Genomic DNA, 23,174 nt, shown 5'->3' with positions numbered 1-23,174 from the left:
GGTCAGGCGGCGGTGAACCAGGAGGGAGACCCCATGTCCGGCAAAATCAGCGCACTTGACCTCGGTATCGCGGAACTGAGCGAGGCGACAAAAGCCTATTTCGCCAAATGCGAGGAAAAGCTCGGCCTGGTTCCCAACGTGCTTCTTGCCTATGCCTTCGACGAGAAGAAGCTGCGCGCCTTTACCGACACCTACAATGATCTGATGCTGGGTGAATCCGGCCTGTCGAAGCTGGAACGGGAGATGATCGCGGTCGTCGTTTCCTCGATCAATCACTGCTATTATTGCCTGACCGCGCATGGCGCGGCGGTGCGCCAGCTCTCCTGCGATCCGGCTCTCGGCGAGATGATGGTGATGAACTTCCGCGCTGCCAATCTTTCACCGAAACAGACGGCGATGCTCGAATTCGCCGTCAAGCTGACGGAAGAGCCGGCAAAGATCGTCGAGGCGGACAGGGAAGCACTGCGCAACGCCGGCTTCACCAACCGCGACATCTGGGACATCGCCTCGACCGCCGCCTTCTTCAACATGTCGAACCGCGTGGCGGCGGCCATCGACATGCAGCCGAACGACGAATACCACGCCATGGCGAGGTGAAAGTTTCCTTCTCCTCGTAGGAGAGGTCAACGCGCCGCGATGGCCCCGGCAGCGCCGGCCATCGTCGTGGCGCTGATTCGGTTGGCGATCTTCATGGCGCGCCTGCTTTTGAGCAGCTTGCGCGCCTGTGAGGCCGCGACGACCCAGGCGAGATCGATGGCGATCAGAACCACCGCCATCGTCGCCGTCAGTTCGACCCAGCCGATGACACTCACCGAAGCGAGGTCGATGATCGTCGGCAGCAGCGCCAGATAGAACATCATGATCTTGGGATTGCCGAGCGTCACCCCCATGCCGGCAAAGAACAGTTTTGCCGGCGAATCCTCGCGCGGCATCTCGCCTTCTTTTGCGTCGACAGGTGCGGTCCACATCCTGAAGGCGAGGTAGGCGAGGTAAGCGACGCCGATCCATTTCACGACGACGAAGGCGAAATGGAAGGTCTGCGCCACGACCGCCAGCCCGAACACCGCCAGCGACAGCCAGATGGCCTCGCCGATCCACATGGCGAGCAGGAACGGAAACACGTCACGAAAGCCCTTCGAGATGACGCGGGCAACAAGGGCTGCGATCGACGGTCCGGGCGAACCGGCGGCGACGAACAAAGCGGCGGCGAAGATCAGGAGCGAGGTGAGGTGCATGACGGAGCCTTCGAGCGTTGGATGGCGAAGAATATCCGATCGGCGTCAATTTGGCACCCCTCTGCCTGATGGGCCAACGAACGCGACACATTTCGGAGATCGGCTTGCCCGTGCCAGCGGTTTGAGAAAGGATCGCGGCCGTGAAATCAATCGTCATCCACGCCGCAAAAGACCTGCGCATCGAAGAGACCGATTCGGGCGCGCCTGGCGCCGGACAGGTCGAAATATCGGTCGAGGCCGGCGGCATCTGCGGCTCGGACCTGCACTATTACAATCATGGCGGCTTCGGCGTGGTGCGCCTGCGCGAGCCGATGATCCTCGGACATGAGGTCGCCGGCACGGTGAAGGCGCTTGGCGCCGGCGTCTCCAGCCTCGTGGTCGGCGACCGCGTCGCTATTTCGCCCAGCCGGCCCTGCAATGCGTGCCGGTACTGCCTGCAGGGCGTGCAGAACCAATGCCTCAACATGCGATTCTACGGCAGCGCCATGCCGATGCCACATATACAGGGCGCCTTCCGCCAGCGCCTCGTCGCCGAGGCCTGGCAGTGCCACAAGATCGCCGACCATGTCTCCATCAACGAAGCCGCCTTTGCCGAGCCGCTCGCGGTAACGCTGCATGCCGTCAACCGCGCCGGCTCGCTGCTCGGCAAGCGGGTCTTGGTCACAGGCTGCGGGCCGATCGGTGCGCTCAGCATCCTTGCCGCACGTGTCCACGGCGCGCGTGAGATCGTCGTAACCGATGTCATGGACGCGGTTCTGGCCAAGGCCAACGAGATCGGCGCCGACCGCACCATCAATGTCGCCACAGATGCCGACAAGCTCGCTGGCTACAATGTCGAGAAGGGCAGTTTCGACGTCATGTTCGAATGTTCAGGCAATGAGCGCGCGGTGCGAGCCGGGCTCGATGTGCTGAAGCCGCGCGGGGTGCTCGTGCAACTTGGCCTTGGCGGCGACATGTCGCTGCCTCAGAATCTCATCGTCGCCAAGGAAATCGAGATGCGCGGCTCCTTCCGTTTCCACGACGAGTTCGCGCTGGCCGTCGATCTGATCAACAACCGTCGCGTCGACGTCAAGCCGCTGCTGACCGGCATCTATCCAATGGACGAGGCGGTTGCGGCTTTCGAGATCGCCGGCGACCGCAACAAATCGATGAAGGTACAGATCGCCTTCGCCTGAGCAGGGCGAGACACCGCCATGAACCTTGCCCGCTCGGCATCTTGCCGCTAGAAGAACCGTCCCGACATTCATTTCGAGCTTCATTTTGCCTCAGTAACCGCTGGTCTCGCCAACTCCCCTGATCACACTTGGCAGGGCGCCGCATTAAGCGGTGCCTGCTCCATTTCACGTGTTCCTCAGGCGGCGGTTCGAGACCGGTTTGGCACTGCTGAACCGTTGTCGCGCGCTTTGCCGCCCGTGACAGCTGATTTCCGACATAGCTAGCTCTCGCCACGCCGTGCCCGCATGGGCATCTCGCCATTGCCGACCTGAAGAACTTCCACCCTGGAAGGTCTTCCGGCTTGTCCCAACATCTCGCTATCCACTGGGCAATCGCGCCCGAAATCGCACCTCGACCCCTGGTCCACTGCAACCGCTGCGGCGCCGTGAAAGCCTATCGCTGCAGCGGCAAATTCCGCGTCAACGCCAATGGCAAACGCATTGATGTCTGGCTGATCTATCGCTGCATCGACTGCGACAATTCGTGGAATTGCGGCATTTTCGAACGCTGCAACCGCCGCGACATCGAACCCGCGCTGCTGGCAGCGCTCGAAAGCAACGATCCGGCCCTCGCCCGCCGCCATGCCTTCGATGTCGTGGCGTTGCGAAACCGGGTCGGCCACGTCGAGGAGTTTCCCGATGTCGCCGTTCAAAAGCGAAGGCAGGATGACACAGGCGGCGGCGCAACTGCGCTTGAAATCAGGCTTGGGCTGGAAATGCCGACATCGCTGCGGCTCGACCGTCTGCTCGCCGGCGAACTCGGCATCTCCCGATCAAGGCTTCAGGCGCTGGAGGAGAAACGATTGCTGGTTGTTGTTCCCGAAGGCGCCAGAGCTTTGCGCAAGCCGGCCCGCGACGGCACGGCGATTCGCATTGACCTGGCCGACGAGCCGGATCGTGAAGCCATCATTTCGGCTGCCGTGGGTGAATGACAAGAGGGGCGAAGCACCGGTGCTTCGCCCCTCTCGAATTTAGACAATCAGACGATTACGCCGCGCCCACAACCTTGGCCGACTTCTCGAAGCGCTTGCGCTCGTTCGGATCGAGATAGAGCTTGCGCAGGCGGATGGTCTTCGGCGTCACCTCGACCAGCTCGTCGTCCTGGATCCAGGCCAGCGCGCGCTCCAGCGTCATGCGGATCGGCGGCGTCAGCTTCACCGCCTCGTCCTTGCCCGCGGCGCGGATGTTGGTCAGCTTCTTGCCCTTCAGCACGTTCACTTCGAGGTCGTTGTCACGGCTATGGATGCCGATGATCATGCCCTGATAGACCTTGACGCCCGGGTCGATGACCATCGGGCCGCGGTCTTCCAGGTTCCACATGGCATAGGCCACTGCCTCGCCCTGTTCGTTGGAGATCAGCACGCCGTTGGTGCGGCCCGGCAGTTCGCCCTTGTAGGGCTGGTAAGCGTGGAACAGCCGGTTCATCACGGCGGTGCCGCGCGTGTCGGTCAACAGTTCCGACTGGTAGCCGATCAGTCCGCGCGTCGGCGCGTGGAAGACGATGCGCTGACGGTTGCCGCCCGAAGGCCGCAGCTCGACCATCTCGGCCTTGCGCTCCGACATCTTCTGCACGACGATGCCGGCGTGCTCCTCGTCGACGTCGATGACGACTTCCTCGACCGGCTCCAGCAATTCACCGTTCTCGCCCTTCTGCATGACGACGCGCGGACGCGACACGGCGATCTCAAAGCCTTCGCGGCGCATCGTCTCGATCAGCACGGCCAGCTGCAATTCGCCGCGGCCGGAAACGAAGAACGAATCCTTGTCGGGCGATTCCTCGATCTTGAGCGCGACATTGCCTTCGGCTTCTCGCAGCAGGCGGTCGCGGATGACGCGGCTGGTCACCTTGTCGCCTTCAGTGCCGGCGAGCGGCGAATCGTTGACCAGGAAAGACATGGTCACGGTTGGCGGATCGATCGGTTGCGCATGCAACGCCTCGGTCACCGCCAGGTCGCAGAACGTGTCGGCGACGGTGCCTTTGGACAGGCCGGCAATGGCGACGATGTCACCCGCCTGCGCCTCTTCGATCGGCTGGCGCTCGAGGCCACGGAACGCGAGAATCTTGGAGATGCGCCCGGTTTCGATCTGCGTGCCGTCATGGTGGAGCACCTTGACCGCCTGGTTGGACTTCAGCGTGCCGCTCTCGATACGGCCGGTAATGATGCGGCCGAGGAAGGGATTGGCTTCCAGGATGGTGCCGATCATGCGGAACGGGCCGGGATGAACGGTCGGCTCCGGCACATGCTTGATGACGAGGTCGAACAGCGGCGCCAGGCCCTGGTCCTTCGGGCCTTCCGGATTTTCCGAGACCCAGCCATCGCGGCCAGAACCGTAGAGGATCGGGAAGTCGAGCTGCTCGTCGGTGGCGTCAAGCGCTGCAAACAGGTCGAACACCTCGTTGACCACCTCGACGTGGCGGGCGTCCGGACGGTCGATCTTGTTGATGACGACGATCGGCTTCAGGCCGACCTTGAGCGCCTTGCCGACGACGAACTTGGTCTGCGGCATGGGGCCTTCGGCGGCGTCGACCAGCACGATCGCCGAATCCACCATCGACAGGATGCGCTCGACCTCACCTCCGAAATCGGCGTGGCCGGGGGTGTCTACGATGTTGATGCGGGTGTCCTTCCAGTCGACCGAGGTCGCCTTGGCCAGGATGGTGATGCCGCGTTCCTTTTCGAGGTCGTTGGAATCCATGGCGCGCTCGGCGACGCGCTGATTGTCGCGGAAGGAACCGGATTGCCGCAGCAATTGGTCGACGAGGGTGGTTTTTCCATGGTCGACGTGCGCGATGATCGCGATATTACGAATTTTCATTTTGTGGTCTCGGGAGCGTTGCAGGCAGCAGGCCAAAAGGCGCCGCCTCTTTCGGTTGGGCGGCTCATACAGGGTTTTTCGCAATTGCGAAAGAGGAGGCGCACCACCAAATACTCATCAAATCTTAAGCATCTCGGTGTGAGATGGTTTTGTTAACCAAGGCGGGAACCTTTCTGGGCCCGGGTAGTTCGAAATTCATGACCGACAAGCTCAACCGATTTTGGCCCCTCATCGCTTCGGTCGCATTCGCTGCCGTGCTGGCGGCCAATGCCGCTCAATCGGCCGCCACGGTGAAGGAAGCCAATCCGGCTTCGTCGTCCGACCGGACGGCCGAGCAGATGTTTGCCGACGCCCCTGATGGCGTCGACCCAATGGTCACTGGCCCGGTCAGCGCCTCTTTCAAGCAGAGGCAGCAGGTTGCAGGTTGCGACAGCGCGGTTTGGCCGAAGATTCCGACGGTTTGCTACCCGGACTGACGGCTGCCCATTCCAGGCGTAGCGATCCTTCGCACCGACCCAAAGGCTTACGCCGACCGCACCGGATCGAGCGTCACCAGCGGGAGATTAGTACCGCGCCCTACGCCGCTTGCGGCTCCGGATCGAAAGCCGGCCTGCTCGTATTGATCAGCAGCGACAGACACGCAGCCACGATCGCCGTCATGCCGGCGATCAGGAAGGCCAGTTCGTAATTGCCCTGCAATTCGCGCATGGTGCCGCCGAAGGCAGCGGCGGTGGCGGCGCCGACCTGGTGGCCGGCTACGATCCAGCCGAACACGATCGGGCCGCTGCGGTCACCGAACGCCTCGTTGGCGAGCCTGAGCGTCGGCGGCACGGTGGCGATCCAGTCGAGACCGTAGAGCACGGCGAAGATGATCAGGCTGGTCGCCGAGAAGCCGGAATAGGGCAGATAGATCAGCGCTAGGCCGCGAATGCCGTAGTAGACGCCGAGCAGCTTGCGCGGGTCGAAACGGTCGGTGAGCCAGCCCGAGAGCGTCGTCCCGATCAGGTCGAAAATGCCCATAAGCGACAGCAGGCCCGCGGCCTGTACCTCGGGGATGCCCATGTCGCCGCAGAAGGAGATCAGATGCGTGCCGACCAGCCCGTTGGTGGTGAAGCCGCAGATGAAGAAGGTGGCGAACAGATACCAGAAGACGCGGGTGCCGGCGGCGCGGCGCAGCGTGTTGAGCGTATGCGCCAGGAAATTGCCTTGCGATGCCGGCGATACCGGCGGCACGTCATCGGCCCCGGCGCCATAGCGCACCATGCCGATCGAAGCGGGACGCTCCGGAACCAACAGCCAGACCAGCGGCAGAAGACAGGCGGTGGCGATCGAGACGGCGGTAGCGACGGGCTGCCAGCCGCCCGACTGGGCGAGCGATGCCAGCAGCGGCAGGAACACCAACAGGCCGGTGGCGCTGGAGGCAGACATCAGCCCCATCACCAAGCCGCGATTGGTCTTGAACCAGCGGTTGACGATGGTGGCGCCGAGCACGGTGGCGACCGCGCCGGAGCCGATGCCGGAAAACACGCCCCAGGTGAGGAACAGGTGCCAGGGCTCGGTCATCAGTAGGCTGAGCGCGGTCGAGCCCGACATGATCACAAGCGAGGCAAGCAGCGTGCGGCGCAAGCCGATACGCTCCATCAATGCGGCGGCAAACGGCCCGGTCAGGCCGTAAAGGAAGATGCCGATCGCAGCGGCAATCGAAACCGTATCGCGCCCCCAGCCGAAGCTTTTATCCAACGGCAGCATCATCACCGAGGGTGCGGAACGAAGCCCGGCCGCGATCAACAAGCAGAGGAAGATGACGCCAACCACGACGAAAGCGTAGCGCTGGCCAAAGGGACGGGATTGAGCTATCATGTTACTGACCGGTACGTTGCAGGGTGAGGACATGTATACGTACCGATCGGTAACACGTCAATCGAGTCATACCATGCCAACGGACAAAAATATTGAACTGACCATCAAGGACGGTCATGCAGCCGCACCGCCCAAGGCTGCCAAGAAAATCCTCGACGTGGCCTACGACCTGTTCTACCGCCGCGGCATCCGGGCGATCGGCGTCGACGAGATCGTCAAGCGCGCCGGCGTCACCAAGCCCAGCCTCTACCGCAGCTTTCCCTCCAAGGACGAGCTCGCCGCTTCCTATCTCAGGCAATATGACCGTGAGTATTGGGAGCGTTTCGACGAAGCCGTGGCTGCCCATCCGGGCGACCCACGGGCACAGCTCAGGGCTTTCCTGACTCGCGTCGGCAAGCGCACGCAAAGGCCGGACTATCGCGGCTGCGGCATGACCAACGCGGCGGTGGAATATCCCGAACATGGCCATCCGGCGCGCGTCGTCAGCGAGGCCAACAAGCAGGAGTTGCGCCACCGCCTGCGCGCGATGGCCGCAGCGATGGGCGCTAAAGACCCTGACACGCTCGGCGACGGCCTGCTGCTGTTGATCGAAGGCGCCTATATCAGTGGCCAGCTCTTCGGCCTCGGAGGCCCGGCGGCAGCGGTCGCCCACAACGCCGACCTGCTGATCGAGGCGAGCTTGAAGAAATAACATTTCGAACGTTGGCGCCGCCCCTCACCTGCCGGCATCCTTTCCCGGAAATGGGGCGAGGAACGCTCTCATCACGATTTCGCCAATTGCCAGCGTTGCAAGGTTGTCGCCAGCGGCGCAGCCGGCCACTTTCTCCCGTTCAGGGGGAGAATTGCCCGGCAGGGCGATTTGGGCGGCGCCAACGTTGAGATTGGCACGCTAGGCCGGCCGCAGATTTGGCGATAGGCTGGGGCGAACTTCACGGGAGACGTCCGCATGCGAACCCTGCTGCTTGTTCCATTCGCCCTCGCCGCCCTATCCCAAACCGCCCATGCCGACGGCATATCAAGCGTCTACACCGACCTCGACTCGCAAAAGGACTGCGTCACCTATGCGCAGGCGCAGGAAGGCGACGGCGAATGGGCCGAACTCGCCTGCTCCGGCTATCGTGGCTATCCCGTGCTGATCGCCTATGACGACGCCCGTGAATCGCTGTTCTACGGATTTCCGCCCGGCGGCGACATGACCTCGGTCTGGGAGAGCTTTTCCGGCTTCAACTCGTCCGGCGCCAAGGTCGAGTGGCGCATCGAGACCAAGGGCGACGTTGCCGTTCCCTTTGCCGTCATCCACCGCCGCTCGATCAGCAATCCCGAGGACGAGAACAAGCCGACCGAAGTGCTGCTCGTCGCCAAGGTCGCCCAGATGGAAGCCCGCGACGGCTGCACCATCGGCCTCGTGCTGGCCACCGGCAACCCGCAGGCCAACGACCAGGCGCGCAAGCTGGCCGACGAAAAGGCGAAGAGTTTCGCCTGTGGCAAGGACAAGCACACCGTCATCGGCAACGTGCCGGCGTTTGGTCGGGTGGATAACTAGTCACGTGGGTGCAAGGCACCCCCTCTGCCCTGCCGGGCATCTCCCCCTCAAGGGGGGAGATTGGCAGCTTCGCTGGCGGCGCTTTTCTTTCGGCGCTGAAAATTGACGAAAGCCGTTGCGACTCCCCCCTTGAGGGGGAGATGGCCGGCAGGCCAGAGGGGGGTGCCTCGCGCTGGCGTTTGCCGCTTACTTGAACGAGACGCAGGCCTCTCTCGGCGCTACTTTGCCGCCTTCGCCCGTGCGATCGCGTCGACAATCATCTTCTTGGCGTATTTGGAATCGTGCCAGCCTTCGATCTTGACCCATTTGCCGGGCTCGAGATCCTTGTAGTGCTCGAAGAAGTGCTGGACCTGGTCGCGGGTGATCTCGGGCAGCTGCGTGTATTCGGTGACGTTTTCGTAGCGCAGCGTCAGCTTCGGCGACGGCACGGCAATGACCTTCTCGTCCTGGCCGGCATTGTCTTCCATCACCAGCACGCCGATCGGCCGCACATTGATGACGCAGCCCGGCACCAGCGCGCGGGTGTTGCAGACCAGAACGTCAATCGGGTCGCCGTCGCCCGAGAGCGTGTGCGGCACGAAACCGTAATTGCCGGGGTAGCGCATCGACGTATGCAGGAAACGGTCGACGAACAGCGTGCCGGCCTCCTTGTCCATCTCGTACTTGATCGGCTCGCCGCCGATCGGCACCTCGATGATGACGTTGATGTCCTCGGGCGGGTTCTTTCCGATGGCAATGGCTTCGATACGCATGGCTTAAATCCCTCTCTCGATGTCCACGATCGATAGCGGGCGGCGCGGCATGGTGCAATGCGGCGATTGGTACGGAGCGCTAATGGAAGCGCACGGTTTGTGATGATTTGTAACCGAGACCGGTCATTCCCAGACGAAGGCGACCTTCTTCAGCGCCCTCTGCTCGAAAACCTCGACGCCTTCGGCAACATCGCGGCCACCCGCGCCGGCATAGAAGGAAAGCGCATTCTGGTTGTCTTCCAGCGCCCACACCACCATTCCCTTCAGCCCGTGGTCGGCAAGCCGCGCCCGCGCCGCCTTGAACAGCCGGCTGCCGAGCCCGATGCCCTGATATTCCGGACGCAAATAAAGTTCGTAGATTTCACCCTGCTGCTTCAGCTCGCGGGCGCGGTTCTTGCCGATCGTGGCATAGCCGGCGATGGTGCCGCCGATCTCGACCACCAGAACGGTGGCAGCGCGGCGGATGGCGTTGGCCCACCAGTCGGCGCCGCGGCGGTTGATCATCGAGGTCAGCGAGCGATGCGGGATGATGCCGGAATAGGCGCCCTCCCAGGCCAGCTGGTGCACGTCGGCAATGGCGCCGGCGTCGCGCGGTTCGGCTTTCCTGATGTCGATGCTCAGCGTATTCATGATTTGTTAATCATAAACCCGCATCGGCCATTTGCAAGAGTCGAGGTCAGCCCGCCGACCGCTTTCTCACAGCCGATCGCGACACTGCTGACAATGGGCAAAGCCTGCCTGGAAAACGCACCCAGCCGGCGCGGTCAGGCGTCCGTCCGGGTAGCGCGTGCTGGCTTTTCAGATCTCGACGAGATGATCGTCCAGTTCATTGGCATCGCCCGACGTCACCGGGAAATGCTCGGCCAGCACCGCGCCGACCTGCCCGATCGCCTTGACGAAGCCGTCGGCGAGCCGGTCGTGACCGGCATGCTGCAGGAGATCGCGCAGCACGCCGTCCCAGACATGCTGGCCGACCTTGCTGTCGATGCCCGAATCGGCGACCACTTCGGCATAACGCTCGGCGATCGACACGAAGACCAACACGCCGGTGCGCGCCGTGGTGCGGTGGACATTGCGGGCGAGGAACTGCCTGAGCGCATTGTGATGTGCCGCCTGATAACGCTGCCGGCGCGGCACCAGATGGATGCGCAAGCCCGGCAGCGCCCACAAAAGCACCAACACCGAGGCCAGTGCCAGCAGTTGGACAATGACGAAATGCGGCAGCCGGATCGACAGCCACCAGGCTTCCAGCCCATAAGCGACGGCGAGGCTGGCAATCAGCATGCCTGATGTCGCCATGAAGGCGGCGGGAAAGAAATAGCCGTCGCTGGCATGCGCAACGACGCAGTAGATCTCGCCGTCGGTTTTGGCCTCGGCCGCGCGGATCGCGGTGGCGATGCGCTCATGGTCCTGTGGGCTGATCGGTCGTGTTGCCATCTTCTCTCACCAGCTCCCTGAAGACCCGCCACCGCCAGACGAACCGCCGCCGCCTGAAAACCCGCCGCCGCTGCTTGAGCCCGAAGACCAGCTGCTGCCCGAACTTCCCGATGACCATCCGCTGCCCGACGACGAACTTGTTGTCCAGCTGCTGGAGCCCGAGGACGATCCGCTCGGCCCCTGGCCGTAGCGAAAGGTCATGCCCAGCCATTTATACACGCCCGGCGACAGCTTGGTGCCGAAGATCGGCGGCAGGAAGGCCATCGCCAGGCCGCCGAAGAACATCGCCGCCCACAGGATCAGGAAGACCGCGACGACGGGATCGATGGGCGTGCTGCGGTCGGCCGGGTTGCGCTTGCCGCGCGCCTCCAGCTCTTCCGGGTTGCCTTCCAGCACCATGACCATGTCGTCGACGGCCTTGGAAATGCCGCCGGAGAAATCACCGGCGCGGAACGCCGGCACCATGTCGTTTTCGATGACCAGTTTGGTGTGCAAATCGGTCAGCGTGCCTTCCAGCCCGTAGCCGACCTCGATGCGCATCTTGTGGTCGTTCTTGGCCACCAGCAGAAGCACGCCGTTGTTTTCGCCGGCCTGGCCGAGTTTCCAAAAGCGGAACAGCCGGTTGGCGTAGGGTTCGATCTCCTCGCCGTCGAGGCTGTTGATCGTGGCGACGACGATCTGGTCGGAGCCTTTGGTCTCGAAATCCGCGAGCTTCTGCGTCAGTGCCGCCTTGGTCGCGGCGTCGATAATACCGGCATTGTCGACCACCCGCCCGGTGAGTGCCGGCAGGTCTGCCGCCAAAGCTACAAACAGCATGGTGAGCATCGTCAACAGCGCGATGCCGATCGTCGCGGCTGCGCGGCCAGGTCTTGGCGGATTGAAGACGCGTACTGTCATGCCGTCACCAGTTCCCCTCAACCACCATGACTGTCCTCAATCACCATGATCATGTCGTCGACCGCTTTGGAAATACCGCCGGAGAAATCCCCGGCGCGGAAGGCCGGCACCATGCCTTCAATGATCCGTGTGGCGTGCTGGTTGGTGAGCGTGGCTTCCAGCCCGTAGCCGACCTCGATGCGCATCTTGCGGTCGTTCACGGCCACCAGCAGAAGCACGCCATTGTTCTTGGCCTTCTGGCCGAGCTTCCAAGCGTTGAACAGCCGGGTGGCGTAAGGCTCGATCTCCTCGCCGTCGAGGCTGGGAACCGTCGCGACGACGATCTGGTCGGAGCCTTTGGTCTCGAAATCGGCCAGCTTCTGCGTCAGCGCCGCCTCGGTCGCAGCGTCGATGATGCCTGCATTGTCGACGACACGACCGGTGAGGGCGGGCAGTTCCGCCGCCAGCGCCGCGAAGCTGACGAGCAAGACCAGCAAGGCAGCGCCGGTCATCGTGGCGAAGCGGCCATGCCAGGGATTGGCGATGCGTGTTGTCATCTCGTCACCAGCTTCCCGAGGAGCCGCCGCCGCCGGACGAACCGCCGCCGCCGGAAAAGCCGCCACCACCGCTTGAACCCGACGACCAGCCGCCCCCGCCCGAAGACCAGCCGCCGCTGGACGACCGCTTGTGCGGCTCGAATGTCATGCCGAGCCAGCGATAGCGGCCGGGACCGAGTTTTTGGCCGAAGATCGGCGGCAGGATGGAGGCGGCCATGCTGCCGAAGAAGATGATTGCCCAGATGCTGATGAAGACGCCGAAGAACAGATTGTCGGTATTGATGGGCGGCTTCTGGTTGCGCTCGCCGCGCGCCTCCAATTCCTCCGGATTGCCTTCCAGCACCATCACCATGTCGTCGACGGCCTTGGAAATGCCCCCGGAGAAATCGCCGGCGCGGAACGCCGGCACCATGTCGTTTTCGATGATCAGCTTGGTGTGCAAATCGGTCAGCGTGCCTTCCAGCCCATAGCCGACCTCGATGCGCATCTTGCGGTCGTTCGGCGCCACCAGCAGCAGCACGCCGTTATTTTCCTTGGCCTGGCCGAGCTTCCAGAAGCGAAACAGCCGGTTGGCGTAAGGCTCGATCTCCTCGCCGTCGAGGCTGGGGATGGTGGCGACGACGATCTGGTCGGAGCCTCTGGTCTCGAAGTCGGCGAGTTTCTGGGTGAGCGCGGCTTTGGTTCCCGCGTCGATAATGCCGGCGTTATCGACGACGCGGCCGGTCAGCGCGGGGAGGTCGGCGGCGAAGGCGGTGAGGGGCAGGAAGACGGCCAGAAAGGCGAGAAGAACACCAAGGTTGGCGTTCCTTCGCGTCCCCCTCTGTCCTGCCGGACATCTCCCCCTCGAGGGGGGAGATTGGCAATCTCGCTGCCGACGCTCAGCCGGCAACGCTGATATTTGGCGCAAGGACAGAAGACAGCTGATCTCCCCCCTTGAGGGGGAGATGTCCGGCAGGACAGAGGGGGGTGTGAAGGAACGCAAGGCTGGCAAAGGCCAAGCAGACGTCATCACCCGCCCTGCTTCGTGCCGAAATCGACCTTCGGCGGCTGCATCTTGTCTTCTTCGACGGTGAAGTTGGCGAAGGGCTCGTTGCTGCGGAACCAGAAGGTTGCCCATAGCACCGACGGAAAGGTCCTCAGCGTCAGATTGTAATCCTTGACCGCCAGGATGTAGTCGCGCCGCGCCACGGCGATACGGTTCTCGGTGCCTTCGAGTTGCGCCTGCAGCGCCAGGAAATTCTGGTTGGCCTTGAGGTCGGGATAGGCCTCCGACACCGCGATCAGCCGCGACAGCGCGCTGGTCAGCCCTGATTGCGCATCCTGGAACTTCTTGAGCGCTTCGGGGTCCTTCAGCGTTTCCGGCGTCACCGTGATCTGCGTCGCCTTGGCGCGCGCTTCGACCACCGCATCGAGCGTGTCCTTTTCATGCGAGGCATAGCCCTTCACCGTCTCGACCAAATTGGGAATGAGGTCGGACCGACGCTGATACTGGTTCAGCACCTCGCTCCATGCCGCCTTGGCGTTTTCCTCCGCCGTCGGGATGGTGTTGAAGCCGCAGCCGGCGAGCAGAGGCAGCACGACGGCCATCATCAGCACGGCCGGCAGACTGCGGAAAGGGAAGGCAAGGCGCTGGGCAAACATGGTGAGGTCCCTCGACAGAAGTTGCATGTGAAGCATTAGCACAATCCGCGCTCAAGAAAATGTCTGCCGCTGGCGCGCATTCATGCGCCGGCGAGGCCCTGTGATTGATCGCGCGAACACGGTATGGTTGCCGGCAAACAGGACAGGACCATGGCGGAAGGCCGCGACGGTGACAGCGAATCGCGCCGCATTATCGAGCGCGTGGCGAACGAGGGCGGCCTTGGCAGCGCATCGCTGGTGTCACGGGCAGCGAAAGGCGCGCGCGATCATGTTACCGCAGCGGAGGCCGACCGATCCGATCCGATCGAGGTCTGGGGCACCCGCATCGGTCGCGCACTTGGGCTCATCGTCGCCCTCGGCCTTTTGATCTGGCTCGTGTACTACGTCTCCCGGGGCAGCTAGAGCATGATCCTGAAAAGTGGGAACCGGTTTTCTCGGACAAGCGGGAACCGTTTTGTCCGGAGATCATGCTCCAACCAAAGAGATAGATCAGGATGACGATTCAACGAGAAATTATCCGTATCTAGGATTTTCCATGAACAGCGAAAAAGCCGACGCGCCGCGCGCGGTCATCGTCATTTCCAGCCATGTCGCCCGCGGCTCGGTCGGTAACCGCGCCGCCGTGTTTGCGCTGGAGACGCTGGGCTTTCCGGTGTGGGCGGTACCGACGGTCATCCTGCCCTGGCATCCGGGCCATGGCCGCGCCACGCGCATCGTGCCGCCGCTCGACCAGTTCAAGGCGCTGATGGCCGATCTCGAGCGCGCGCCCTGGCTGGGCGAGGTGGGCGCGGTGCTGTCGGGCTATCTCGGCGAGGCCGGCCAGGCCGAGGCCGTCGCCTCGCTGGTTGCGGCAGTCAAGGCCAAGACGCCGGACGCGATCTATATATGCGATCCGGTGATGGGCGATTCCGGCGGGCTCTATGTGCCCGAGCCGACGGCCGCCGCCATGCGTGATCGACTGATGCCGATCGCCGACATCGCCACCCCCAACCGCTATGAGCTGGAGTGGATGGCCGGCGCGCCCTTGCCCGATCTGAAATCCGTGATCTCGGCCGCCCTCCATGCCGGACCGTCAACAATGCTGGTGACGTCGGCACAGTCGATGATGACCGGCGGCACCGGCAATCTGCTGCTTGACGGCACCCAGGCGCTGCTGGCCGAACACCGCCTCATCGACAAGCCGCCGAATGGCCTCGGCGACCTGACTGCGGCCGTCTACCTCGCCCGCATCCTGTCGGGGCAGCCGCCGATCAAGGCGCTGCAATCGACCACCGCCGCCGTCTACGAAATCCTGGCGCGAACCGCCAAGCGTGGCGGCGACGAGCTGCAGCTTGAAACCGATGCCCAGAGCCTGTCGCACCCGATGGCGATGGTGCAGCTGCGCCACCTCACGCATCCGGGGCGGGACCGCCGGGCGTGACCTCGACCGTGGTCGTCGGCGCCGACGGCTGCAAGGCCGGCTGGATCGCCGTCCGCCGCGATCTGGATGCCGCGCCGTCAGTCCGCGTCTTTCCCAGCTTTGCGGCCCTGCTCGACGCCTTGCCCGCCGATGCGACAGTGGCCGTCGACATGCCGATCGGCCTGCCGGACGTCTCGCAAAGAGGCGGGCGCGGGCCGGAGACCTTGGTACGGCCAATGCTCGGAGCACGGCAATTCAGCGTCTTCTCTATCCCGTCCCGCGCGGCCCTCTACGCCGACATCAGCGACTTCACCACGGTCGAGGCCTGGTATGAGGCGCATCGGCGCGCCAGCGAGGTGGCCAGGGCGACCTCCGATCCGCCACGCGGCGTCTCGATCCAGGCCTTCGGCATCTTTGCCAAGATACGCGAGATCGACGCGCTGCTGATCGCACGTCCGCAACTGCGCCGCCGCGTCTTCGAATCGCACCCCGAAGTGGCCTTCTGCCGGCTGAACGGCGAAAAACCGATGACGCTGCCGAAGAAGATCAAGGGCGCAGTCAATCCTGCCGGGATGGAAGAGCGCAAGGCACTGCTCTGCCGGCACGGCTATACCAGAGCCTTCCTTGACCAGCCGCCGCAACGCGGTGCTGCCGCCGACGATTTCCTCGACGCCGCAGCGATGATGCTGATTGCCGGACGCATTGCCGGCGGCGAGGCAAAGCCGTTTCCCGACCCGCCGCTTGCCGACCGTTTGGGCATTCCCCTGGCGATCTGGGCGTGAGGCAAGCGGCGAGCCATGCGTGCGGCATGGCGATTTGCGACGAAGCCATCTGCAATTCGGCATTGCCCGCGACGGGCATTTGCCGTTAGAGCCTTTCTAACTTGAAATGAGCTGCCGTCGCTAACCCCGAAAGGCTTCATCCCTAGCCCATGCCCCATCTCCCCGAACATCTTTGGACCGGCTACCGCAACTTCATGAATGGCCGCTATCTCACCGAGAGCGGACGCTATCGCGAGCTCGCCCGCGAAGGGCAGGCGCCCGAAACCATGATCGTTGCCTGCTGCGATTCCCGCTCTGCCCCCGAGGCGATCTTCGACGCCGGTCCGGGCGAACTGTTCGTCCTGCGCAATGTCGGCAATCTGGTGCCGCCCTATGCACCGGACGGCGAGTTCCACTCGACCTCGGCCGCGCTCGAATTCGCCGTGCAGAGCCTGAAGGTGAAAAACATCGTGGTGATGGGCCATGGCCGCTGCGGCGGCATCCGCGCCGCGCTCGACACCAATTCGGCGCCGCTGTCGCCCGGCGACTTCATCGGCAAATGGATGAGCCTGATCGCGCCGGCGGCCGAAACCGTTTCGTCCAGCACGTTCATGACGGCAACCGAACGGCAGACGGCGCTGGAGCGGATTTCCATCCGCTATTCGATCGCCAATCTCAGGACCTTCCCTTGCGTCTCCATCCTCGAAGGCAAGGGGCGGCTGTCGCTGCATGGCGCCTGGTTCGACATCTCGACCGGCGAGCTCTGGGTGATGAACAAGGACACCGGCGACTTCGAGCGGCCGGATTTGACGTAGACCCATGATCCCGAAAAGTGGGAACCGGATTTCGGATAAGGGCATGGTCAAATAAGAGGAGGCAAGAATGCGGGTTTGGCCTGCGATCGCTTTCGCCGTAGCGGCGCTGCTGATTTCGCTCGTCCCTGCCCGCTCCGATGACGGCGCCATTATCGACCGCTGGTATTCGGCGCTGCTGGTCGCCGATCGCACCGAATTGTCGGACCTGCTCGCCGACGATGTCCGCATCAAGCTCGACGATCTCGGCGTCGTGCAGTCGAAGCAGGAGTTCATCGCGTCGATCGACGAATGGAAGGGCGCGGTCGCCGGCGCCGAATCCGGCATCGCGTCGAAAAGAGCGAGGCCGGCGTCACCACTGTCATCGCCTGCTATGATTTCCCCAACAATGACATGCTGATGCAGGAGACGTTCGGCGTCACCGGCAACCGCATCACCGCCAGTTCGCAAGCGGCGATCGCGGAACATTGCGACGGCTTCTGACGCGGGCTGGAACGGCCGCGCTGTTGCGCCGCGCCAGTCATCGCCCTACATCGGTCAGCAAGCTCCGCCAATCATCGAAAGATCCCCCATGCCGTCCACGAAAACCGTCGATCTCGCCGCCCATCCGCTGACCAAATGGCAAGGGCCGCTCGGCCTGCCGGATTTTGCCAGCATCGGCGACGACGATTTCTCCTCGGTGTTCGACGCGGCGCTGAAGGCACATGAGGCCGAAATCGATGCGATCGCCGGCAACAAGGATGCGCCGACCATCGAGAATACGCTGGCAGCCCTCGAGCTCGCCGGTGAGCCGCTCGACCATGTCTCGTCGATCTTCTGGTGCCGGGCCGGCGCCCACACCAACGATGCGATCCAGGCGCTGGAGCGTGAGATCTCGCCGAAGATGTCGCGGCATTTCTCGGCGATCTCGATGAACGAGAAACTGTTTGCCCGCGTCGACGACCTCTACCAGCGCCGGGAGACGCTAAAACTCGACGTCGAGACGCTGCGGGTGCTGGAGAAGACCTGGAAAGGCTTTGTGCGATCGGGCGCAAAACTCGACGCCGACGGCAAGAAGCGGCTGGCCAACATCAGCGAGGAGCTGTCCTCGCTCGGCACGACCTTCGGCCAGAATGTGCTGGCCGACGAGCGCGACTGGGCGCTTTTCCTCGACGAGGCTGATCTTGCGGGCCTGCCGGACTTCGTGAAGAGTTCGATGGCCGAAGCCGCCGAGACGCGCGGCCAGAAAGGCCGCTACGCAGTCACCTTGTCGCGCTCTATCTATGAGCCGTTCACGACCTTCTCCGAACGCCGCGACCTGCGCGAGACCGCCTTCCGCGCTTTCACCATGCGCGGCCAGAACGGCGGCGCCAGCGACAACACCGCAGTGGTGCGCGACATGCTGAAATTGCGCGCCGAAAAGGCCAAGCTGCTCGGCTATGCCTCGTTCGCCGCGCTGAAACTCGACGACACCATGGCCAAGACGCCGAAGGCTGTGCACGACCTCCTCGACCCGGTCTGGGAGAAAGCGCTGGAGAAGGCCGCCGCCGACCAGAAGGAGCTGGAGCGGCTGGCGACCAAGGCAGGCAGCAACGAAAAATTCGCCGCCTGGGACTGGCGCTTCTACCAGGAGAAGTTGCGCGCCGAAAAATTCGCCTTCGACGAGGCGGAACTGAAACCCTATCTGCAGCTCGACCGGGTCATCAACGCCTGCTTCGACGTCGCCACAAAACTGTTCGGCATCACTTTCGAGGAGAAGAAGGGCATCGCCGCCTGGCATCCCGACGCGCGCGTCTTCGTGGTGAAGAACGCCGATGGCAGCGAGCGCGGCCTGTTCCTCGCCGACTATTTCGCCCGGTCCTCGAAGCGCTCCGGCGCGTGGATGAGCGCGCTGAAGTCGGGCTACAAGCTTGGCGATGGCTCCAAGCCGGTGATCTACAATATCATGAACTTCGCCAAGCCGCCGGCCGGGGAAGCGGCGCTGTTGTCGGTCGATGAGGCCAAGACCCTGTTCCACGAGTTCGGCCATGCTTTGCACGGCATGCTGACCGACGTCACCTGGCCGTCGGTGGCGGGCACCTCGGTTTCCCGCGATTTCGTCGAACTGCCTTCGCAGCTCTACGAGCACTGGCTGACGGTGCCCGCAGTGCTGGAAAAGCATGCGCTGCATGTTAAGACCGGCAAGCCGATGCCGAAGTCGCTGCTCGACAAGATGCTGGCCGCCCGCACGTTCGGCGCCGGTTTCGCCACGGTCGAGTTCACAGCGTCGGCGCTGATCGACATGGCGTATCACGCGCGGCCGGATGCGCCGGCGGAACCGCTGCGTTTCGAAGCCGAAACGCTGGAAAAGCTTGATATGCCCGACACCATCGCCATGCGTCATCGCACCCCGCATTTCGGCCATATCTTCTCCGGCGACGGTTATTCAGCCGGCTACTATTCCTACATGTGGTCGGAAGTGCTCGACGCCGACGCCTTCGCCGCCTTCGAGGAGACCGGCGATCCCTTCAACCCGGCGCTGGCGGAACGGCTTCGGAAGAATATCTATGCCGCCGGCGGGTCGAAGGATCCGGAGGAGCTGTACACGGCGTTCCGCGGCAAGATGCCTTCGCCGGAAGCGATGATGGTGAAGCGGGGATTGCTATAGCGCCAGCTTATCTCCCCCCTCGAGGGGGAGATGGCCGCAAAGCGGCCAGAGGGGGGTCGGTCCGACTGGGCTCGACCTCCTGCGGCAGATGAAGGTCGGCGCTTCACGCGAGGCGACCCCCCGTCAACTTGGGCAACATCTCCCCCTCAAGGAGATTAGACCTTCCAAGGATCCGCCACCCTTGGCCAAACCGGCCGCGTCAGCTTCTTGTAATCCGTCACCGCCGGATTGCTCGGATACGAGCTCGGCGCCGAGACATAGATGATCTCCGCCGCGATCGGTTCAAAGCCGGCGTAGAAATGGTTGGTCGACTTGATCAGCAATATGCCCTTGCTCATCGGATCGATACCGATGTTCGAGAAAATATCCGGCTCGAAGGTCTGCGTGCGGTTGGTGTTGAGGATGATGTCGATTTCCGTGCCCTCGACGCGCACCAGCGCCGTTGGCCCGAGCGTCACCCGGCTTGGCCCGAAGCTCTGCCAGCCCTCGCGGACAGCCTTCAACACCTTGACGCGCGCATCGATCGGTTCGCCGGCCAGCGGCCCGGCCTTGCCGCCGAAGCGCAGGTCGATGACGGCGCCTTCGCCTGCCGCCTGGCAAAATGTGACGGCGATCGGGTCCCAGATCGTCGCCACGCCAAAATTGTCAACGTCCTGTTCCAACATGGCGCGCAGCACAACGGTACCGTCGCCGGCGACGCCACCGCCGGGATTGTCCCAGATGTCGGCAATCACAACCGGCTTGCCGGGGTTTCCCTTGCGCACCGCCAGTGCCCGCGCGATGCCATCCTCGGTGTTCAGCATCGTCATCGCCGTCTTTTCGCGCATGGCGTAAAGCTCGCGCCCTAGCCACTCCGCCAGCGCATCACCCTTGGCCTTGTCATTGTCGGTCACGACCAGGATGCGCGTGCCCATTTCGGGCACGTCCGCGGCCATGAAGCCATGGATGACCGACACCGACAGCACGCCGTCCTTGCCGTGCAGCGCCTTGATGCGGTCGACGAAGGAGCGCATCGGCTCGCGGCTGGTCGGCAGCACCTGGATCATGCGGCAGTCGAAGGTCGAGATCACCGGCTTGATCTCGTCGCGCGCCGCCGCCAATCCAAGCTCGACGACATGTTCGCCGCGCTCATAGAAGTCGGTGTGCGGGAATTCGAGGAAATAGGCCATGACATTGCATGCCGCGACGCGCTTTGGGGTCAGATGACTGTGCGGGTCGAGCTCCACCGCGATCACCACGTCGGGCCCGACGATTGCGCGAACCCGTTCCAGCAGATCGCCTTCGCAATCGTCATAGCCTTGCGCCACCATGGCGCCGTGCAGGCCGAGGATGACGGCGTCGACCGGCAAGGCTGCCTTCAACTGGCCGAGAATCTCGTCGCGCAACGCCTCATAGGTCTGCCGCTGCACCAGCCCGCCCGGCTCCGCCCAAGTGGCGGTGCCTTCGATGACGGTCAGCCCTTCGGCAGCCGCACGCCGGCGCAGCGCGACCATCGTCGATGAGCACAAGGTCGGCGTGTCTGGATGCTTGCCCGGCCCGGCATAGAACGCCATCTCGAACGACGCCCGGTCGGTCGGCACCGGCGAGAAGGTGTTGGTTTCGGTCGCCAGCGAGGCGGTGAAGATGCGCATGAAAGCTCCGTTGTGAATGGCGCGGTTATTTGACCGCCCCGAGCGCCAGCCCGCGGACGAGATAGCGCTGCAGCCAGATGAACAGAATCGCCACCGGCAGCGTCGCCAGCAGCGTCGCCGCCATTACATGGTGCCATTCGATCGTGTAGCGGCCGGCGACCAGCGAGAACACCTGGATCGGCAGCGTGTAACTTTCCTGGCTGCGCAGCATTGTGAGCGCAACGACGAACTCATTCCATGCGTTGATGAAGGTGAAGATGGCGGTGACCGCGATTGCCGGCAGGCAAAGCGGCAGAAACACTTTTCGCAAGGTCAGCCAGCGGCCGGCGCCCTCCATCCACGCTGCTTCCTCGAGATCGCGCGGGATGGTGTCGAAATAACTCTGCAGCATCCACACGGTGAAGGCGACGTTGAAAGCCATGTAGATGACGCCGAGCGCCGTCGTCGATTCGATCAGGCCCCAGGCGGCCATCAGCCGGAACAGGCCAAGCACCAGCACGATCGGCGAGATCATCTGCGAGATCAGCAGGAACTGGCGGAAGGCGCCGTAGCCGGCAAAGCGAAACCGCGACATGGCGTAAGCAGCCGGCACCGAGATCAGGATGGCGCCGACGGTGGCGATAACAGAGACATAGAGCGAATTGGCCAGCGCCTCGCCAAAGCCGGTCGCCACCCACATGTCGGCAAAATTCGACCAGTGGAATTCGCTTGGCCACCAGGTCGGCGACAGCACCTCCTGCCGCGGCTTGACCGCGGTCAAAAACATCACCGCGAAGGGGAAGATGGTCACCACGAGCAGCGGCGAAAGCAGCAGCCAGGCAATGATCGTGCGCTTCAGCTTGGGCATCATGCGCGTTGCTCCCGCATGGCGAGGCGCACATAGATCATGGTGAAGATCAAAAGGATGGCGAACATCAGCAGCGACACCGCCGATGCTTCGCCAAGCTTGCCGATGCGGAAGGCCAGCTTGTACAGATGGGTGACCAGGATGTCGGTCGAGTTGGCCGGCCCGCCCTGCGTCATCACCCAGATGATCGGGAAGGAATTGAAGACGTAGATGGTGTTGAGGACGATGGCGATGTTGATGAACGGCTTCAGCAGCGGAAAGGTGATCTCGCGGAACTGCTGCAGCGGCGTCGCCCCCTCCAGGGCCGCCGCCTCGTAGAGGTCGTCGGGGATCGACGACAGGCCGCCGAGGAAGATGGTCGTGGTGAACGGTACCGTCACCAATATGCCGATCAGCACCTGCATCGGGAATGCCGTCTCGGCGCGCGCCAGCCACTGGATGTTCTCATGGATCAGGCCAAGCCCGATCAGCGCCGAGTTCAGCATCCCGCTTTCGCCGTTGAGCGCCCAGCGCCAGACCACCGCCGTCATCGTCAGCGACACCGCCCAGGGCAGCATGATGATGACTCGGGCAATGCCGCGGCCGTAGAAATCGGTATTGAGGATCATCGCCACGGGGACGGACAACAGCAGCGCGCCGCCGACCACCAGCACGGTCCACAGGCCGGTGCGCCAGAGTGCCGCCAGGAAATCGGGATCGGCGAGGAAGGCGGAATAATTGGCGAAATCGTTGAAGTCCCGCAGCTGCCCAAAACGGCTGACATCATGCGTCGATATCTGGATCAGGTCCCAGACCGGCCAGAAGATGACGACTGCGGCCAGAAACAGGCTGGGCAAGGTCAATAAATAGGGCAGGTAACGATTTTGCATCGGCCGGATTCGTACCGTGTTGGACATAAGTGGCGCTGGCGCGCCAGCTCGGATCAATCTCGCATATCGGTCTAAGGCAGCGCAGGGTTTGAATCTCCTGCGGACGTTTGCGCTGCCCCTCACCTGCCTGCCCATCCTCCGCAGCGGTTGCGGAAGGGAGCCCTTCCTCTCCCCCGTTGATCGGGGGAGAGGTGTGTATCGCAGCTCAACGCTGGGGGGGGAGACGGAATTGATGTAGACCCAAGGGGCCCAATGCGAGGGGTTTTTTTGACAAATTAACCGACAAATTTTAAGTTT

General features: G+C 63.3%; 23 protein-coding genes and 2 pseudogenes. 12 read left to right on the top strand and 13 right to left on the bottom strand.

From position 1 onward, the window contains the following. The first annotated feature begins 33 nt into the window (after positions 1-33). Positions 34-597 (top strand): peroxidase-related enzyme, encoded by a 564-nt coding sequence (locus NKI46_RS18610; protein ID WP_352459943.1) that lies wholly within the window; start codon positions 34-36, stop codon positions 595-597. Between the two features lie 26 nt (positions 598-623). On the opposite strand, the gene NKI46_RS18605 is transcribed toward NKI46_RS18610, so the two are convergent. Then, positions 624-1,235, bottom strand: a complete 612-nt coding sequence (locus NKI46_RS18605) for a LysE family translocator (RefSeq protein ID WP_352747309.1) — start codon at positions 1,233-1,235, stop codon at positions 624-626. A 140-nt stretch (positions 1,236-1,375) separates the two neighbouring features. Here NKI46_RS18605 and NKI46_RS18600 point away from each other — a divergent pair, with 140 nt between their 5' ends. Then, a complete protein-coding gene (locus tag NKI46_RS18600) occupies positions 1,376-2,410 on the top strand; it encodes an L-idonate 5-dehydrogenase (RefSeq protein ID WP_352459945.1) in 1,035 nt (344 codons plus the stop codon). Between the two features lie 341 nt (positions 2,411-2,751). After that, complete coding sequence (locus NKI46_RS18595; RefSeq protein WP_352459946.1) at positions 2,752-3,381, top strand: DUF1062 domain-containing protein; 630 nt, start codon at positions 2,752-2,754, stop codon at positions 3,379-3,381. 55 nt (positions 3,382-3,436) lie between these two features. Here NKI46_RS18595 and typA read toward each other — a convergent pair whose 3' ends face one another. Next, positions 3,437-5,266: a translational GTPase TypA gene (gene typA, locus NKI46_RS18590; RefSeq protein WP_023681424.1), complete on the bottom strand. Its 1,830-nt coding sequence runs from the start codon at positions 5,264-5,266 to the stop codon at positions 3,437-3,439. A gap of 197 nt (positions 5,267-5,463) precedes the next feature. On the opposite strand from typA, the gene NKI46_RS18585 reads away from it, so the two are divergent. Next, positions 5,464-5,742: a hypothetical protein gene (locus tag NKI46_RS18585; RefSeq protein ID WP_245260088.1), complete on the top strand. Its 279-nt coding sequence runs from the start codon at positions 5,464-5,466 to the stop codon at positions 5,740-5,742. A 100-nt stretch (positions 5,743-5,842) separates the two neighbouring features. On the opposite strand, the gene NKI46_RS18580 is transcribed toward NKI46_RS18585, so the two are convergent. Next, positions 5,843-7,126 (bottom strand): MFS transporter, encoded by a 1,284-nt coding sequence (locus tag NKI46_RS18580; RefSeq protein ID WP_023835196.1) that lies wholly within the window; start codon positions 7,124-7,126, stop codon positions 5,843-5,845. 73 nt (positions 7,127-7,199) lie between these two features. On the opposite strand from NKI46_RS18580, the gene NKI46_RS18575 reads away from it, so the two are divergent. Together NKI46_RS18575 and NKI46_RS18570 are read left to right on the top strand one after the other, a co-directional pair. Then, entirely contained in the window at positions 7,200-7,817 is a 618-nt protein-coding gene (locus NKI46_RS18575) for a TetR/AcrR family transcriptional regulator (RefSeq protein ID WP_023668625.1), read from the top strand. 255 nt (positions 7,818-8,072) lie between these two features. After that, positions 8,073-8,669, top strand: coding sequence for a hypothetical protein (locus NKI46_RS18570; protein ID WP_023700187.1), 597 nt, complete (start codon positions 8,073-8,075; stop codon positions 8,667-8,669). A gap of 218 nt (positions 8,670-8,887) precedes the next feature. Here NKI46_RS18570 and ppa read toward each other — a convergent pair whose 3' ends face one another. From ppa to NKI46_RS18535, 7 genes and pseudogenes are all read right to left on the bottom strand, one after another. Continuing rightward, entirely contained in the window at positions 8,888-9,421 is a 534-nt protein-coding gene (gene ppa, locus NKI46_RS18565; RefSeq protein ID WP_023668623.1) for an inorganic diphosphatase, read from the bottom strand. 123 nt (positions 9,422-9,544) lie between these two features. After that, complete coding sequence (locus NKI46_RS18560; protein ID WP_023732945.1) at positions 9,545-10,051, bottom strand: GNAT family N-acetyltransferase; 507 nt, start codon at positions 10,049-10,051, stop codon at positions 9,545-9,547. A gap of 168 nt (positions 10,052-10,219) precedes the next feature. Further along, complete coding sequence (locus NKI46_RS18555; protein ID WP_352459947.1) at positions 10,220-10,858, bottom strand: TPM domain-containing protein; 639 nt, start codon at positions 10,856-10,858, stop codon at positions 10,220-10,222. A 6-nt stretch (positions 10,859-10,864) separates the two neighbouring features. Continuing rightward, on the bottom strand, positions 10,865-11,755 hold the full coding sequence (locus tag NKI46_RS18550) for a TPM domain-containing protein (RefSeq protein ID WP_023806400.1): 891 nt from the start codon (positions 11,753-11,755) through the stop codon (positions 10,865-10,867). 35 nt (positions 11,756-11,790) lie between these two features. Continuing rightward, positions 11,791-12,246, bottom strand: a pseudogene (locus tag NKI46_RS18545) (TPM domain-containing protein); the annotation flags it as partial. A 49-nt stretch (positions 12,247-12,295) separates the two neighbouring features. Next, the gene (locus NKI46_RS18540) at positions 12,296-13,066 is read right to left on the bottom strand and encodes a TPM domain-containing protein (RefSeq protein WP_198018627.1); all 771 of its coding nucleotides are present in this window, start codon (positions 13,064-13,066) and stop codon (positions 12,296-12,298) included. 233 nt (positions 13,067-13,299) lie between these two features. Then, positions 13,300-13,932, bottom strand: a complete 633-nt coding sequence (locus NKI46_RS18535; protein WP_023681434.1) for a LemA family protein — start codon at positions 13,930-13,932, stop codon at positions 13,300-13,302. Positions 13,933-14,082: 150 nt separating this feature from the next. Between NKI46_RS18535 and NKI46_RS18530 the strand changes: the two genes are divergently transcribed. The 6 genes and pseudogenes from NKI46_RS18530 to NKI46_RS18505 all read left to right on the top strand — a co-directional run bounded on the left by NKI46_RS18530 (position 14,083) and on the right by NKI46_RS18505 (position 19,530). Then, the gene (locus tag NKI46_RS18530; RefSeq protein ID WP_023737933.1) at positions 14,083-14,334 is read left to right on the top strand and encodes a hypothetical protein; all 252 of its coding nucleotides are present in this window, start codon (positions 14,083-14,085) and stop codon (positions 14,332-14,334) included. 133 nt (positions 14,335-14,467) lie between these two features. Next, positions 14,468-15,352, top strand: coding sequence for a pyridoxal kinase PdxY (pdxY, locus tag NKI46_RS18525; protein WP_023668615.1), 885 nt, complete (start codon positions 14,468-14,470; stop codon positions 15,350-15,352). Then, positions 15,349-16,113: a DUF429 domain-containing protein gene (locus NKI46_RS18520; RefSeq protein ID WP_023737934.1), complete on the top strand. Its 765-nt coding sequence runs from the start codon at positions 15,349-15,351 to the stop codon at positions 16,111-16,113. The genes pdxY and NKI46_RS18520 overlap by 4 nt, the downstream gene beginning before the upstream one ends. Before the next feature lie 149 nt (positions 16,114-16,262). After that, a complete protein-coding gene (locus NKI46_RS18515; RefSeq protein WP_023681438.1) occupies positions 16,263-16,907 on the top strand; it encodes a carbonic anhydrase in 645 nt (214 codons plus the stop codon). Between the two features lie 67 nt (positions 16,908-16,974). Then, positions 16,975-17,387, top strand: a pseudogene (locus NKI46_RS18510) (nuclear transport factor 2 family protein). A gap of 88 nt (positions 17,388-17,475) precedes the next feature. Continuing rightward, positions 17,476-19,530: a M3 family metallopeptidase gene (locus NKI46_RS18505; protein ID WP_352459948.1), complete on the top strand. Its 2,055-nt coding sequence runs from the start codon at positions 17,476-17,478 to the stop codon at positions 19,528-19,530. 155 nt (positions 19,531-19,685) lie between these two features. Here the strand turns inward: NKI46_RS18505 and NKI46_RS18500 are convergent, their stop codons facing one another. From NKI46_RS18500 to NKI46_RS18490, 3 genes are read right to left on the bottom strand one after another with little or no spacing between them, the layout of a single operon-like run. Continuing rightward, a complete protein-coding gene (locus NKI46_RS18500; RefSeq protein WP_352747303.1) occupies positions 19,686-21,161 on the bottom strand; it encodes a M81 family metallopeptidase in 1,476 nt (491 codons plus the stop codon). 25 nt (positions 21,162-21,186) lie between these two features. After that, a complete protein-coding gene (locus tag NKI46_RS18495) occupies positions 21,187-22,011 on the bottom strand; it encodes a carbohydrate ABC transporter permease (RefSeq protein ID WP_023737938.1) in 825 nt (274 codons plus the stop codon). After that, complete coding sequence (locus NKI46_RS18490) at positions 22,008-22,877, bottom strand: carbohydrate ABC transporter permease (RefSeq protein WP_023726098.1); 870 nt, start codon at positions 22,875-22,877, stop codon at positions 22,008-22,010. Before NKI46_RS18490 ends, NKI46_RS18495 begins: the two co-directional genes overlap by 4 nt. Positions 22,878-23,174 lie beyond the last annotated feature (297 nt).

The organism is Mesorhizobium sp. M0615 (assembly GCF_040320805.1).
Classification (GTDB): Bacteria; Pseudomonadota; Alphaproteobacteria; order Rhizobiales; family Rhizobiaceae; genus Mesorhizobium.
Note: the sequence above shows the minus strand (reverse complement) of the source record. Positions and strands in the feature narration are given on the sequence as shown.

Coding starts and splice junctions, on each gene's coding strand:
- NKI46_RS18610 (WP_352459943.1), top strand. CDS start 34: ATGTCCGGCAAAATCAGCGCACTTGACCTCGGTATCGCGGAACTGAGC.
- NKI46_RS18605 (WP_352747309.1), bottom strand. CDS start 1,235: ATGCACCTCACCTCGCTCCTGATCTTCGCCGCCGCTTTGTTCGTCGCC.
- typA (WP_023681424.1), bottom strand. CDS start 5,266: ATGAAAATTCGTAATATCGCGATCATCGCGCACGTCGACCATGGAAAA.
- NKI46_RS18585 (WP_245260088.1), top strand. CDS start 5,464: ATGACCGACAAGCTCAACCGATTTTGGCCCCTCATCGCTTCGGTCGCA.
- NKI46_RS18580 (WP_023835196.1), bottom strand. CDS start 7,126: ATGATAGCTCAATCCCGTCCCTTTGGCCAGCGCTACGCTTTCGTCGTG.
- NKI46_RS18575 (WP_023668625.1), top strand. CDS start 7,200: ATGCCAACGGACAAAAATATTGAACTGACCATCAAGGACGGTCATGCA.
- NKI46_RS18570 (WP_023700187.1), top strand. CDS start 8,073: ATGCGAACCCTGCTGCTTGTTCCATTCGCCCTCGCCGCCCTATCCCAA.
- ppa (WP_023668623.1), bottom strand. CDS start 9,421: ATGCGTATCGAAGCCATTGCCATCGGAAAGAACCCGCCCGAGGACATC.
- NKI46_RS18560 (WP_023732945.1), bottom strand. CDS start 10,051: ATGAATACGCTGAGCATCGACATCAGGAAAGCCGAACCGCGCGACGCC.
- NKI46_RS18555 (WP_352459947.1), bottom strand. CDS start 10,858: ATGGCAACACGACCGATCAGCCCACAGGACCATGAGCGCATCGCCACC.
- NKI46_RS18550 (WP_023806400.1), bottom strand. CDS start 11,755: ATGACAGTACGCGTCTTCAATCCGCCAAGACCTGGCCGCGCAGCCGCG.
- NKI46_RS18535 (WP_023681434.1), bottom strand. CDS start 13,932: ATGTTTGCCCAGCGCCTTGCCTTCCCTTTCCGCAGTCTGCCGGCCGTG.
- NKI46_RS18530 (WP_023737933.1), top strand. CDS start 14,083: ATGGCGGAAGGCCGCGACGGTGACAGCGAATCGCGCCGCATTATCGAG.
- pdxY (WP_023668615.1), top strand. CDS start 14,468: ATGAACAGCGAAAAAGCCGACGCGCCGCGCGCGGTCATCGTCATTTCC.
- NKI46_RS18515 (WP_023681438.1), top strand. CDS start 16,263: ATGCCCCATCTCCCCGAACATCTTTGGACCGGCTACCGCAACTTCATG.
- NKI46_RS18505 (WP_352459948.1), top strand. CDS start 17,476: ATGCCGTCCACGAAAACCGTCGATCTCGCCGCCCATCCGCTGACCAAA.
- NKI46_RS18500 (WP_352747303.1), bottom strand. CDS start 21,161: ATGCGCATCTTCACCGCCTCGCTGGCGACCGAAACCAACACCTTCTCG.
- NKI46_RS18495 (WP_023737938.1), bottom strand. CDS start 22,011: ATGATGCCCAAGCTGAAGCGCACGATCATTGCCTGGCTGCTGCTTTCG.
- NKI46_RS18490 (WP_023726098.1), bottom strand. CDS start 22,877: ATGCAAAATCGTTACCTGCCCTATTTATTGACCTTGCCCAGCCTGTTT.